Here is a 12,664-nt window from a genome sequence, read left to right on the forward strand (position 1 = left end):
CACAAGCGAGCCACGGCGCGCGATGGTGGTTTTCTGGAATGAGAAAGGTCAGCCTGGGTATTGGTCAAACAGCCGAACCATCCTGTCAAAGACCTCTCTGCGGATGTCTGGGCCTTCCATCATCACCTCATGCTGTGCGGTATTCACCATCACCAGTTCGCCGCCAGGCCAGCGGGCCATGCGGTCGTGGATGGCGGCAGTGTTCACGATCTGCTCGTTGGTGCCGAGAAAGGTAACGCAGGGCAGGGCGGGCGAGGCATTGGCAGCCAGGCTTGCGCATTCGGCCATGCTTTCCGTGAGCCACTGAACGGTTGGCCCACCCAGCGACAGATCCGGCTGTGCCGCAAGTTGATCCTGCATCATGCGGTACATATCCGGATCATTGGTCAGCGTGTTGTCCTCAAAGGGGCTGGCTTGGACATAGGCCTCAACCGTCGTTGTCGGGGTGCGCAGCTTTGCCAGCCCGAACCGAGGACCCAGTGCGCCGAGAACCCGGGCAACGGGGCGCAACGCGGCGGGGATCTGAATGCCCCACATGGGGGCCGAAAAGGCGCAGGCGTTGACCGGCAAACCGTTGATTGCCGCCCGCAGCCCGATAGCGCCGCCCATCGAATGACCAAGAAGATACCAGGGTTTGGGCAGGGCAAGCCGCTCAGCGAGGCGGACCGCGGCCTCCACATCTTTCTGAAAGTCGAGAAAGGCCTCGACGTGGCCGAGCAGTCGATCGGGCAGCATCCGATCCGCAAGCCCTTGGCCGCGCCAATCAACGCTGAGTGTGGCATAGCCGCGTTCGGCCAAGTCGGCGGCAGCTGGCCCGTATTTCTCTATGTATTCCGTGCGACCGGGAAACAGCAGGACTGTGCCCTTTGTTGTCGCGTCAGAACGCCAATGGCCCACACGTATCCGCAGGCCATCGCTTGTTCTTACCCAATGGGCCGCTCCACCGGCCGGGCCCTGCGCGATGTCGGCAAAGAACGGGGCGGGGGTCGGCTCCATCAGGGGGGCGTCCATCAGGCCATCGCCGACGCCAGCTTCATCGCGGTGCCCATGTCACCGTCGATGGTCAGCTTGCCGCTCATGAAGGCGGCGGTCGGGTTCAGTTCGCCCTCGATGATGGCCTGAAAGGTCTCCGCATCTGCGGTCATGGTAACATCCGCGTCGTCATCGCCGACCCGCGCGCCGTTCTGGTCCAACACGATGGAACCCATGTCGGTGATCTCGAATTTGGCGGAGCCGTCAAAGCCGCCGTCCATCTTTGCATTCAGCGTTTCTGCCGCTTGTGTCAGCGTGTCGCTCATTGGTCGTCCTCAATTTTGGATCGCAGCCCGCAATTTTATGTGAGGGAAGGGCCCTCTGCTCTGGAAAACGCCGGCTGCGCGGTTACACTCAATGCATCATGGTTGCAAAATTCTCCAAGCTCAAAGCTATCGTGGCGGCAACGTGTTTGACAGCCCTCATTTCGCTTGCGCCGCAAGTTGAGGCCCAAGTCGCGAAAACCGAAACTGATCTGCTTGCCCAGTTGGCAGACGCTGACCCGAAGGACGCGGTTGCAATCGACCGCGCATTGCAGGCCATCTGGCGCAAAAGTGGATCGCCGGCGATGGATTTCCTGCTGCAGCGCGGGCTTGATGCGCTGGAGCGGGGAGAGCCTCGGATGGCGGTGGAGCATCTGACCGCACTAACGGACCACGCGCCGGATTTCGCCAAAGGCTGGTATGAACGCGCACGTGCCTATTTCACTGTGGGGTTATTTGGTCCTGCAGTGGCGGATCTGGAGCGTGCGCTGACCCTCAACCCAAATGACTACAACGCCATCTTTGCCTTGGGGACGATGTTTGAACAGTTCAACGACCCCGACCGGGCCTATGAGGCCTATCAACGTGCGCAGGCTATACATCCGCACCACGAGCAGATAACCAGCGCCCTTGAGCGGTTAAAAGACACCGTCGAAGGCAAGGAACTTTGAGGCCGGACAGCGGTTCGGCCCGGGTGTGAGGATAAGACATGACAGGCGCGCAGATTTCCGGTGACCGCCGCATTGTTGCGGTGCTGGGGCCAACCAACACCGGCAAAACCCACTACGCGATCGAGCGCATGTTGGGCTATCGCACCGGGATTATGGGCTTTCCCCTGCGGCTCCTGGCGAGGGAGGTCTATGACAAGGTTGTCGCCGCGCGGGGGCCCTCGGTTGTGGCGCTGGTCACCGGCGAGGAGCGGATCGTCCCGCCCCGCGCGCAGTACTGGATCTGTACCGTCGAAGCGATGCCTGAGGGTATGGGCTGCGATTTTCTGGCAATCGATGAAATTCAACTCTGCGCCGACCCAGAGCGTGGCCATGTGTTCACGGATCGCCTGCTGCGGGCGCGTGGCACCCGTGAGACGTTGTTCCTTGGCGCTGATACCATGCGCGGGCCGATCTCTGCGCTTGTGCCTGGCGTGCAGTTCATGCGCCGCGAACGGATGTCGGATCTGGTCTACTCGGGATCCAAGAAAATCAGCCGAATGCCGCCGCGCACCGCGATCGTTGGTTTCTCTATCGACAATGTCTACGCCATTGCGGAGCTGATCCGCCGCCAGAAAGGTGGGGCTGCGGTCGTGATGGGGGCGCTGAGCCCCAGAACGCGCAACGCGCAGGTCGCCATGTACCAGAATGGTGAGGTCGATTATCTGGTGGCGACAGATGCCATCGGAATGGGGCTGAACCTGGATATCGATCATGTCGCGTTCTCTTCGCTGAGCAAGTTCGATGGCCGCCGGATGCGTCAGCTCGCCCCCAATGAACTGGCGCAGATTGCCGGACGGGCCGGTCGTGGCATGAGCCATGGCAGTTTCGGGGTAACGGGTGACGCCCCGCCGCTTGATGATGGCGTGGCCCAAGCCATCATGGAGCATCGGTTCACCCCGCTCAAAAAACTCAACTGGCGCAACTCGGCGCTCCAGTTTGGCACCGTAGAGGCGCTGATCCGTTCGCTCGAATCACCGCCGCAGGACGAAACGCTGGTGCGCGCCCGTGAGGCGGATGATTTGATCGCTCTCAAATCCCTTTCTCAGCAGGACGAGATTCTGGCACGCACAACCAACGCGCAGTCGGTCCGCTTGCTGTGGGATGTTTGCCGTGTTCCGGACTTTCGCGGCATTTCCCAATCGGAACACTCTGGTCTTTTGGGTGTTCTATTCCAATATCTGCATGGGTCTGGGGTTGTTCCTGACGATTGGCTGGCCCGCCAGATCAAGCGGATTGACCGCGTTGATGGTGACATTGACGCATTGTCGAAACGTTTGGCCTTTATTCGAACTTGGACTTATGTTGCGCAACGCAACGGGTGGGTTCGTGATGAAAGTCATTGGCGTGGCGAAACCCGCGCTGTAGAAGACAGGTTGTCGGACGCCTTGCACGAACGTCTGACTCAGCGATTTGTGGACCGGCGCACATCCGTGCTTTTGCGCCGGCTCAAACAGAAGGAGGCCCTTTTGGCCGAAGTAAATGACAAGGGTGAAGTGACCGTCGAAGGTGAATTCGTTGGTCGTCTCGAAGGGTTCCGGTTCTCGCCGGACAAAGGCGCCCAAGGCGCCGAAGCCAAGGCGCTGAAGTCCGCGTCCATGCAAGCGCTCGCACCGCAATTCCATCTGCGCGCCGATCGTTTCTACAACGCTCCCGATACCGAAATCGACTTTACCGATCAGGGTGGCCTGATGTGGGGTGAACATGCGGTCGGCAAATTGGTCGCCGGCGCAGACCCGCTGAACCCGCAGATCGAAGTCTTCGTGGACGAGGCCGCAGGCCCTGACGTTGCCCAAAAGGTCGAACGCCGCCTTCAGCATTTTATTTCCCGCAAGATCAATGCGCTGTTTGAGCCGCTTTTGAACCTGCAGCGCGATGAAGAACTGACCGGGCTTGCCCGTGGTTTCGCCTTCCGCATGGTCGAGGCACTGGGCATCCTGCCGCGCGCTGCCGTCGCGCAGGAAGTCAAGGATCTGGATCAGGACGCCCGTGGTGCGCTGCGCAAGCATGGCATCCGCTTTGGCCAGTTCACGATCTTCATGCCGCTTCTGCTCAAGCCCGCGCCAACGCGTCTGCGTCTGGTGCTTTGGGCGCTGTCGCAGGGCCTGAGCGAGTTCCCCGACTCGCCGCCCGCTGGTCTGGTGACAGTTCCCGTGAACGCCGATGCGCCCGAGGGCTATGATACCATGTGCGGGTATCGCAATGCTGGCGAACGGATGATCCGTATCGACATGCTGGAGCGTCTCGCAGACATGCTGCGCAATGAAGACAGCCGTGGCGGTTTCGAAGCGAAGCCCGACATGCTGTCGATCACTGGCATGACGCTGGAGCAGTTCGCAGATCTGATGCAGGGGCTGGGTTATAACGCTGACAAAGGTGAGCGGGTCAAAGCCAAGCCCGTTGATGCTGTTGTCACTGAAACGGGTACCCCTGCTGCAGATGTTCCGGTCATGGACGCGGCGCAGCAGGCGGAAAACACACCCGCAGCGGCTCCTGATGAAACCGATACTGCAGCAGTCACGGAAGATAACGCTGTTGCAGATGTGACCCCGGCCGATGTTCCGGCAGGGGTCGCCAACATCGTGGATGCCGGCGCTGCTCCGGTTGCGGAAACACTTGCCGATGCTGCCGCCTCAGATCCGATCCCGGAAACTGCGGAAATCGAAACCCCTGTGGGTGACGCGGCAGACGCCAAGGTCGAAGAGCAGGAGATGGAAGTCTTCTACACCTTCACCTGGGGCCGTGCTCGCAATGCCAAAGGTGGCCAGCGTGGCGCAGGTCGTCGTGGCCAGCAGGCAGGCGACGGCGAAGGCCGCGGTGGCGCGAAGCGTGGCGGTGACGGCCCTCGTGGCAAAGGTGGAAAACCGCGCGGTGGCAAGCCTGGCAAGAAGGGCGGTCCGCGTCAGGATCAGGGAAGCAAGACCTATTCGGCCCGTCCGCCGAAGAAGGAAAAGCAGATCGATCCGGACAACCCCTTTGCAGCGGCTCTCATGGGGCTGAAGCAAGGCGACTGATCGCTCATGACGCCGCCGTCTGAAAAGATCAGGATCGACAAATGGCTGTGGCAGGCCCGGTTCTTCAAGACCCGGAGCCTGTCCTCGAAATTGGTCAGCGGCGGCCATTTGCGCCTAAATGGCGCGAAGATCTCAAAACCGGCTCAGAACGTCACCATCGGTGATGTTCTGACCTTTCCGCAGAGCAACATCATCCGTACCGTGCGCGTTGAGGCCTTGGGAACACGTCGTGGGCCCGCCCCAGAGGCCCAGGGGCTGTACTTCGATTTGACTGAAAAGCAGGATCCTGTGCCGCGAAATCCGCGATACGAGGGAAAAGGTCGCCCAGACAAGAAAGAGCGCAGGGCGCTTGATCTTAGTCGCAAAGATACAGCGTTTTGACACCTTGAAGCCGGGCGACTTGTGAATTAGCTATTCGCGAAACAGCTACGGGACTCGCCCACCATGACCTACGTCGTTACGGACAACTGCATCGCCTGCAAATACACAGACTGTGTCGAAGTCTGCCCGGTGGATTGTTTCTACGAGGGTGAGAACACGCTGGTCATCCATCCGGATGAATGCATCGACTGTGGCGTCTGTGAGCCAGAATGCCCGGCAGATGCGATCCGTCCCGACACAGAGCCGGATATGGACAAGTGGGTTGAATTCAACCGCAAATATTCCGAGATGTGGCCTGTCATCGTGTCCAAGAAAGACCCGCTTCCCGACGCAGAAGAGCGTGATGGCGAAGAGGGTAAACTGGAGAAATACTTCTCCGAGGCACCTGGCGAAGGCGGATAATCAGAAAATGTTCCGGACCACCCAATCGGGTGGTCTTTGCCATTCCGGCACCGTGTTCGGCGGCTGATCGCTGTGATCAGCCGAGTCGTTTGCGGTGCTGTCGGTCGCTCAGATATCGCGCAATTGGGCAGAAACCTGCCCGATCTGCCCTAAAAACAGGAATTTGCTCCTTGGTTTCGGGTCTGCGTGGCTGGTGTTGGCGGGGCACTGCCTTTTTTCAGGGCGAAAAATATGATATGGTAATTTCATAATTGAGCAATCAACGGATGCCCGCCTCGGCTGTGCGCGCTGTGCTGCACGGTCTTGTTGGCGGCTTTTCTGCGACATCTCGAACGACGCGGATCGCGTGATCTACGCGCCGTGAGAGCTGTTGTGGCCTTGTCGGCAGGAGAGCCGACACATAGCGAGGAAAGACCTGTATGACCAAATCGAAGAAGCCAGAGTTTCGGCCTGACGACTATGTTGTGTATCCGGCCCACGGTGTTGGCCAGATCATTTCGATCGAAGAACAGGAAGTGGCCGGTTTCAAGCTGGAGCTTTTCGTAATCACCTTCGAAAAGGACAAGATGACCCTGCGGGTGCCGACACACAAGGCAACCGAAATCGGGATGCGTTCGCTCAGCTCGCCTGACGTGATCGCCAAAGCCATGACGACCCTCAAGGGGAAAGCCAAGGTCAAGCGCGCCATGTGGTCCCGTCGTGCGCAGGAATATGAGCAGAAGATCAACTCTGGTGATCTGATCTCGATTGCTGAGGTGGTGCGCGATTTGCACCGCACGGATGACCAGCGTGAGCAAAGCTACTCTGAGCGTCAGCTGTATGAAGCCGCGTTGGAGCGTCTGACCCGCGAGGTGGCAGCCGTGTCCGGTGGTGACGAGATCTCGGCAGCCAAGCAGGTGGATGAGGTTCTGACCTCCCGCGCTGCCTGATTTCCGTATCAGCCAACAAAAAAGGGTCGCGCCAGACGGTGCGACCCTTTCTCATGCGCGAGATGTGTCTTGCGTCAGGAGCATATGGCAACCAGGGCAAGCAGCCCTGCAATCTCGCTGATCTGTTGCGTCGCACCCAGTACATCACCAGTTTGCCCGCCGATCTTGCGCTTGGCGAAGGCGACAATGCCCCCGGTCGCAACAGCCATGACCAGCAGCACCAGCCACGTCGCCCAGCCTGCAACAAACAGTCCGACGAACAGGGCGCTCAGGACGCCGATCACAGCGGGCGCCTTTTGTGGGCGACCGACAGATTGCGACAGGCCATGTCCGCGCGCATTGGGCAGCGCAGTCATCACAACTGGCATCATTGATCGGCTCAACATGGCCAGGGGGACAAGCACCCAGATGCCCGGGCCAGCAATCAGCGTGCTTAGCGCGGTCCAGCGCAGTCCAATGCCAAGGATAAGCGCAAGAACGCCGTAGGTGCCGATCTGGCTGTCCTTCATGATCTCAAGTCTGCGCGCCCGCTCAAATCCGCCCCAGAACCCATCAGCTGTATCGGCAAGCCCGTCCTCATGCATCGCGCCAGTCAGGAGGATCTGCACACCGATGGCAATTCCCGCTGAAATCGCGGGGCTCAGCCCCGCCCCGACGGTCACTGACACTGCGAGACAAGCCGCCAGCGCAACCGCAAAACCGGCAATAGGGAAGGCCCATACAGCCTTGGATTGTCTGGCAAAGTCGGTTTTGTTCAAGTGCGGCAGGGGAAGCCGGGTCAACAAAACCAGTGAGAGCAGGATATCTGTAATCAGGATGTCGTTTTTTCGCATAAGCAGGGCTCTGGCAGGACTTGCGGTATGAGGGGTTCCGGGTACATACGGTTAAACCGCTTTACCTGCGACGACCCCTTCGATGCAATGAGGCTTTGCAATGCTGTCACCGCTCTTTTCACTTGATCAATTTCGGGCCCAGTTGGCCGAGACACCTGGCGTTGACGCGCAGGCTGAAACTGCTGCCGCCGAACGCAACGGTCAGCTGACCAAACCACCGGGTTCTTTGGGCCGCCTTGAAGATCTGGCGATCTGGTACAGCAGCTGGCGTGGCAATCCCCGTCCGACGATCAGCGCGCCGCAGGTTATCATCTTTGCTGGCAACCATGGCGTTGTGGCCCAGGGGGTTTCGGCCTTTCCGGGTGAGGTGACGGCGCAGATGGTTGGGAACTTCCAGAACGGTGGCGCTGCGATCAACCAGCTGTCCAAGCTGGCGGGCGCGCGTTTGGATGTGCACAGCCTGGATCTGGATCGCCCGACCAAGGATTTCACCAAAGACGCAGCCATGTCTGAGGAGGAGCTCCTGGCCGCGCTGCAGACCGGATGGAACGCGGTTGACCCGCAAGCCGATCTGCTGGTCGTTGGCGAGATGGGCATCGGCAATACCACTCCGGCGGCGGCACTGGCCTGCGCGCTGTTTGGTGGAGAGGCAGCCGATTGGACTGGCCGTGGAACCGGCGTGGACGATGCGGGCCTGGCAATCAAAACGCGGGTTGTTGCCGAGGGGGTGGCCCTTCACGACGACCATATCACGGATGGGATCGAGGCGCTGCGCCGTTTGGGCGGGCGTGAGATCGCGGCGATGGCTGGCGCGATGGTTGCGGCGCGGATGCTGCGCATTCCTGTTATTCTGGATGGCTTCATCTGCTGTGCTGCCGCGGCCTGCCTGATGAAAACCCACCCTGATGCGCTTGATCATGCTGTCGCGGGACACCAAAGCGCTGAAGGTGCACATGCGGCCCTTCTGAAAGAACTGGGCAAACCGCCGTTCCTGTCCCTTGACCTACGTCTGGGCGAAGGCTCTGGCGCGGCTCTGGCAATCCAGATCGTTCGTGGTGCAATTGCGTGCCACAGCGGCATGGCGACATTTGCCGAAGCAGGTGTTGCAGACGGCTGATCTGCTGATCTGAATACGTATGATCCAACCAAAAAGGGCAGCTTCGGGCTGCCCTTTTTTGTGGTTTTTGAGTACTGCCTTTACGCCGATTTGTCCTTCGCGGTGCGCGCCTCGATCATTTCAAGGACCGCAGTTTCGAGGTCTTTTTCAAGATTGCGAGCCTTGGCAATGTATTCGGGATTGTCAGCTGTCGGCACACCCGGTTTCCAGACGCCTGCCAGCTCGCGCACAGCCTGACGGTCGTGGGCATAGAAAGTCTGTTCCGCTTCTGCCGCCTCGTATTCGCTGAGCCCGATGTTCTCCAGCACATAGCGTCCGGCACGCAGGGAGGCATCAAAGACCTCGCGGACGATATCATTGGCCCCAGCCTGATAGAGCGCATAGACATGATTGCGGTCATAGGCACGCGCGACGATATGAAGGTCTGGATGGCCACGGCGGGCGTGCGCCACCAGCCTCAGCGCGGCCTCTTTGTCATCAAGGGCGACAACCAGAACGCGGGCCTTGGAGATGCCCGCCGCCTTTAGCAGTTCGGGGCGGGTGGGATCGCCCAGGAAACTCTTCACGCCGAAGCGGCGCATCAGCTGGACGGATTCCATGTTGCTGTCCAGAACAACCGTATTGAACCCGCTTGCGCGCACCAGCCGGTTGACGATCTGCCCAAAGCGACCAATGCCTGCGATGATAACGGGGCCTTCCTCGTCGATCTCGTCTGCCTCATGCTCCTTCGGGGTGTCTTTGCTGTATTTCGACAGGAGATCATAGAGGATGAACAGAAGCGGCGTGATCAGCATCGACAGGGCGATGATCAGCAGCAGTTTTTCCGACAGGGCAGGCGGGACGACATTCAGCTGGCGGGAGAAGGCCAGCAGGACAAATCCGAATTCACCGGCCTGGGCGAGCCCCAACGTGAACAGCCAGTGATCGCGTTTCTTGAGGCCAAAGGATTTCCCAACAAAGTAAAGCACGACCCCCTTCGCCACGATCACAAGAAGGGCAAGACCGATCAGATCACCGGGTTCTGCAAGAAAGAGCCGGTAGTTGATGCCAGCGCCGACGGTGATGAAGAACAGGCCAAGCAGGAGCCCCTTGAAGGGATTGAGGTCGCTTTCCAGCTCGTGCCGGAATTCGCTGTTGGCAAGCACAACACCGGCCAGGAACGCCCCCAGTGCGGGGGAGAGACCAACCAGCGTCATCAGAAAGGAAATCCCGACAACGATCATCAGGGCCAGCGCAGTGTACATTTCCCGCAGATTTGAGGCGTGAATGAAGCGGAAGACGGGGCGGGTCAGGTAAACACCGGCCAGAATGATCGCGCCGACAGCCGCGATGGTCACCAACGTAACTCCCCACCCCGGCAGGCCCTCGACCAGTGACAGGGTGGCGTGGCCATGGGCGCCATGACCGTCTTCGGCAGCGCGGGTGATTGACCCGTCGCCATTGAACTGCGCCGCATTTTTGACGGCCAGAAGGGGCAAAAGCGCAAGTATCGGGATCACCGCGATATCCTGGGTCAGCAACACCGAAAAGGTCGCCCGCCCGCCTCCTGTTCGCATCAGTCCCTTTTCAGATAGGGTTTGGAGCACGATCGCTGTCGAAGACAGGGAGAGGGCCAGACCGATGGCCAGACCGACCTGCCAGGTCTCACCTGCCAGCATCGCGGCGCCCATCAGGGCAATTGTACTGAGAAGGATTTGAAGTCCGCCAAGCCCGATGAGCTTGTGCCGCATGGCCCATAGCGCGCGTGGTTCCAGCTCCAGGCCGATCAGGAAAAGCATCATCACCACGCCGAATTCGGCGAAGTGGCGAAGGTCTTCTGTTTCGCTTCCGACCAGCCCCAGAACCGGGCCAATGATGATGCCGGCGGCCAGATACCCAAGAACAGAACCCAGCCCCAAGCGCGCGGCAATGGGGACGGCGATTACAGCGGCGGCGAGGTAAATTGTCGCCTGATAGAGAAAAGCATCCATGGTGCCATGATATCGCAAGCAGATTGCGGGATGGCAACTTTTAACATCTTAAACTGGCAGTGGTTACAGGTCTTGCGAGATGGCGAGCCCTGCATTTGTTATGTGCCCGAAAAAGTTGCGCCGCCCGACCACAGGTTTGATCCGGCGGATGGCGGCGCAGCTGTTCTAGTGTTCCAGAGCCCGGATTTCAGTGCTCAGCTTGGCGATCTTTTCCAGGCGATGTGAGATACGTTCCTGGAAGACACCAAGCTGGTCGATGATATCGGCCAGTGTATCCCCAGATTCCGGCAAACGGGCGCTCTCGATCTTGCACAAGACGCGGGTGGAGCTGAGGCCGAGGAAATGACGGTGCATGACCTGACAGGCATTTGTGATGCGCATCGCTTCACGGTCCACTTGGTCCAGGCCTTTGCGCGCACCGTCGAGCTGCTGCTTGACCAGATCAGCGAGCACCTGGCGCTCTGATTCCATGTCGATCTCGCCAAGGCCACGGCGTTCCTTTTGAAGCTGGATATCGCATTCCTTGAGAATGCGCGCCATGCAGTCAACAAAGAGAGAGGTGTTTACCGCGGCTTCGATAACGGCAAAGTTGCTGTCCTTGCCCATCACATGGGCCTCAAACCAGTCGGACATTGCCCGTGACATGGAGCCGTAGTTCTGGGAGAGAACCGTGACAGGGCCACCTGCCGGTTCAATGCGCGACGCAATCACACGCAAGTTGTGCGGGATGGTGTGCATGGCGTCAAAGTCGCGGATCAGACCTTCGGTTTCTTTGACAAGGGTTTTTGCGTTTTCCTGCATCTTGCGCAGGCCTGCAATTTTCCGGTCGGGTTCATTTTTCAGACCGATGTCGCGCGACAGGAGTTCCTCGCTCAACGCGTGGGTTGAAAACTGCGTGTAGTCGTCAAATCCCAGATCCTGGATCATCTGGGTGAGCCGCTCGGCGCTCTCTTCGGGAGAGAGATCTTCATTCTGCTCGGCGGATAGAAGGTCGGCGTAGACCTTGCGTACCGTGTCAAAAACGGCGCTTGTCGGTTTGATGCGGGCCGACAGGTAGCCATCACCGCAAGGGACAACGACCGCATATACCCAATAATACAGACCGTCCTTGGACTTGTTCTTGACGTAGGCGCCGATGGTTTTGCCGCTTTTGATGGTGTCCCAGAACACCTGAAATACACCTTTCGGCATATCCTGGTGCCTTATAATTTTATGTGGCGCGCCAAGCAGTTCGTCCCATTCGTAATGGGCAACCCGGCGGAACACATAGTTCCCGGTCACGATCACGCCGCGGCTGTCTGTCCGCGAAAAGAATACTTCATTCAGCGCAAACGGTGCCTCCCCCCGGGAAGGACGGCTTTCAATTCGGCGATCTACAAAGGACACGGTTTTATCCTATTTCAAAGTCAGTGCCCTCTGAAACTACAGGATGTTCCTTCACGGACTCTTAAGTCGGAAGCGGCGCGTCGCTTTTTAATTGATCCATGACAATCTGGCTCTGAACCCGCGCGACGGTCGGATGGGGGAGGAGAACCTCGTGGAGGAGGCGGTTTAACTCCCCCAAATCGCTGCAGAAAACCCGCAGTAGATAGTCAGCTTCGCCAGTCATCGTCCAGGCGGAAGTGATCTCGGGTCGGGTGCGGACAAGTCGTGAAAATTGTTCTGATTGTTCAGGTCCGTGGCTACCAAGGTGAACCTGGACGAATCCTTGCACGCTCAACCCCAACTTGTTTGGGTCCAGTCGTGCGGCATAGCCTTTGATATAGCCTTCAGTCTCAAGCCGTTGTCTGCGTCGTCCTGCTTGGCTGGGGGAAAGGTTGAGCAAGTCCCCCAGCTGTTGCGCGGTGAGATGCGCGTCCTTTTGCAGGGCAGAGAGCAGCTTTTGATCCGTTGCATCCAGCATATGCGTGATTTTCCCCAAAATTACGCCCAATGCGCGTGAACTGCGCGGGGTTTCATCATTATGCACTGTAGTATGCGCAAAACAAGCATCGGATATGCGGTATTTTGGATGCA

12 protein-coding genes are annotated in these 12,664 nt (G+C 59.0%); 6 read left to right on the plus strand and 6 right to left on the minus strand.

Going from position 1 to position 12,664, the window contains the following annotated elements; all coding sequences use genetic code 11:
* Positions 1-48: 48 nt before the first annotated feature.
* The gene (locus tag KUV39_RS15720) at positions 49-1,011 is read right to left on the minus strand and encodes an alpha/beta fold hydrolase (RefSeq protein ID WP_222460262.1); all 963 of its coding nucleotides are present in this window, start codon (positions 1,009-1,011) and stop codon (positions 49-51) included.
* Complete coding sequence (locus tag KUV39_RS15725; protein WP_046211264.1) at positions 1,011-1,298, minus strand: SCP2 sterol-binding domain-containing protein; 288 nt, start codon at positions 1,296-1,298, stop codon at positions 1,011-1,013. The genes KUV39_RS15720 and KUV39_RS15725 overlap by 1 nt, the downstream gene beginning before the upstream one ends.
* 98 nt (positions 1,299-1,396) lie before the next feature.
* Between KUV39_RS15725 and KUV39_RS15730 the strand changes: the two genes are divergently transcribed.
* The 5 genes from KUV39_RS15730 (at position 1,397) to KUV39_RS15750 (ending at position 6,728) form a co-directional block, all read left to right on the plus strand.
* Positions 1,397-1,966 (plus strand): tetratricopeptide repeat protein, encoded by a 570-nt coding sequence (locus tag KUV39_RS15730; RefSeq protein WP_046211263.1) that lies wholly within the window; start codon positions 1,397-1,399, stop codon positions 1,964-1,966.
* Positions 1,967-2,004: 38 nt separating this feature from the next.
* Entirely contained in the window at positions 2,005-5,016 is a 3,012-nt protein-coding gene (locus tag KUV39_RS15735; protein ID WP_222460263.1) for a helicase-related protein, read from the plus strand.
* 6 nt (positions 5,017-5,022) lie between these two features.
* Positions 5,023-5,397, plus strand: coding sequence for an RNA-binding S4 domain-containing protein (locus KUV39_RS15740; protein ID WP_222460264.1), 375 nt, complete (start codon positions 5,023-5,025; stop codon positions 5,395-5,397).
* A 63-nt stretch (positions 5,398-5,460) separates the two neighbouring features.
* Positions 5,461-5,799 (plus strand): ferredoxin FdxA, encoded by a 339-nt coding sequence (fdxA, locus tag KUV39_RS15745; RefSeq protein ID WP_008559821.1) that lies wholly within the window; start codon positions 5,461-5,463, stop codon positions 5,797-5,799.
* Between the two features lie 419 nt (positions 5,800-6,218).
* Positions 6,219-6,728, plus strand: a complete 510-nt coding sequence (locus tag KUV39_RS15750; RefSeq protein WP_008561409.1) for a CarD family transcriptional regulator — start codon at positions 6,219-6,221, stop codon at positions 6,726-6,728.
* A 74-nt stretch (positions 6,729-6,802) separates the two neighbouring features.
* Here KUV39_RS15750 and cobS read toward each other — a convergent pair whose 3' ends face one another.
* The gene (gene cobS, locus KUV39_RS15755) at positions 6,803-7,561 is read right to left on the minus strand and encodes an adenosylcobinamide-GDP ribazoletransferase (protein ID WP_222460265.1); all 759 of its coding nucleotides are present in this window, start codon (positions 7,559-7,561) and stop codon (positions 6,803-6,805) included.
* Between the two features lie 100 nt (positions 7,562-7,661).
* On the opposite strand from cobS, the gene cobT reads away from it, so the two are divergent.
* Positions 7,662-8,678 carry a nicotinate-nucleotide--dimethylbenzimidazole phosphoribosyltransferase gene (gene cobT / locus KUV39_RS15760; protein ID WP_008562906.1) on the plus strand — a complete coding sequence of 339 codons (1,017 nt, stop codon included), beginning with the start codon at positions 7,662-7,664 and terminating at the stop codon, positions 8,676-8,678.
* 80 nt (positions 8,679-8,758) lie between these two features.
* Here cobT and KUV39_RS15765 read toward each other — a convergent pair whose 3' ends face one another.
* The 3 genes from KUV39_RS15765 to KUV39_RS15775 form a co-directional block, all read right to left on the minus strand.
* The gene (locus KUV39_RS15765) at positions 8,759-10,648 is read right to left on the minus strand and encodes a monovalent cation:proton antiporter-2 (CPA2) family protein (RefSeq protein ID WP_222460266.1); all 1,890 of its coding nucleotides are present in this window, start codon (positions 10,646-10,648) and stop codon (positions 8,759-8,761) included.
* A 165-nt stretch (positions 10,649-10,813) separates the two neighbouring features.
* On the minus strand, positions 10,814-12,034 hold the full coding sequence (locus KUV39_RS15770) for a PAS domain-containing protein (protein WP_209035654.1): 1,221 nt from the start codon (positions 12,032-12,034) through the stop codon (positions 10,814-10,816).
* Between the two features lie 61 nt (positions 12,035-12,095).
* The gene (locus KUV39_RS15775; RefSeq protein ID WP_046211257.1) at positions 12,096-12,551 is read right to left on the minus strand and encodes an Lrp/AsnC family transcriptional regulator; all 456 of its coding nucleotides are present in this window, start codon (positions 12,549-12,551) and stop codon (positions 12,096-12,098) included.
* Positions 12,552-12,664: the final 113 nt, after the last annotated feature.

Origin of the sequence: Phaeobacter italicus, from assembly GCF_019801785.1 — a bacterium.
In the GTDB taxonomy this organism is placed as follows: domain Bacteria; phylum Pseudomonadota; class Alphaproteobacteria; order Rhodobacterales; family Rhodobacteraceae; genus Phaeobacter; species Phaeobacter italicus.

Coding starts and splice junctions, on each gene's coding strand:
- KUV39_RS15720 (WP_222460262.1), bottom strand. CDS start 1,011: ATGGACGCCCCCCTGATGGAGCCGACCCCCGCCCCGTTCTTTGCCGAC.
- KUV39_RS15725 (WP_046211264.1), bottom strand. CDS start 1,298: ATGAGCGACACGCTGACACAAGCGGCAGAAACGCTGAATGCAAAGATG.
- KUV39_RS15730 (WP_046211263.1), top strand. CDS start 1,397: ATGGTTGCAAAATTCTCCAAGCTCAAAGCTATCGTGGCGGCAACGTGT.
- KUV39_RS15735 (WP_222460263.1), top strand. CDS start 2,005: ATGACAGGCGCGCAGATTTCCGGTGACCGCCGCATTGTTGCGGTGCTG.
- KUV39_RS15740 (WP_222460264.1), top strand. CDS start 5,023: ATGACGCCGCCGTCTGAAAAGATCAGGATCGACAAATGGCTGTGGCAG.
- fdxA (WP_008559821.1), top strand. CDS start 5,461: ATGACCTACGTCGTTACGGACAACTGCATCGCCTGCAAATACACAGAC.
- KUV39_RS15750 (WP_008561409.1), top strand. CDS start 6,219: ATGACCAAATCGAAGAAGCCAGAGTTTCGGCCTGACGACTATGTTGTG.
- cobS (WP_222460265.1), bottom strand. CDS start 7,561: ATGCGAAAAAACGACATCCTGATTACAGATATCCTGCTCTCACTGGTT.
- cobT (WP_008562906.1), top strand. CDS start 7,662: ATGCTGTCACCGCTCTTTTCACTTGATCAATTTCGGGCCCAGTTGGCC.
- KUV39_RS15765 (WP_222460266.1), bottom strand. CDS start 10,648: ATGGATGCTTTTCTCTATCAGGCGACAATTTACCTCGCCGCCGCTGTA.
- KUV39_RS15775 (WP_046211257.1), bottom strand. CDS start 12,551: ATGCTGGATGCAACGGATCAAAAGCTGCTCTCTGCCCTGCAAAAGGAC.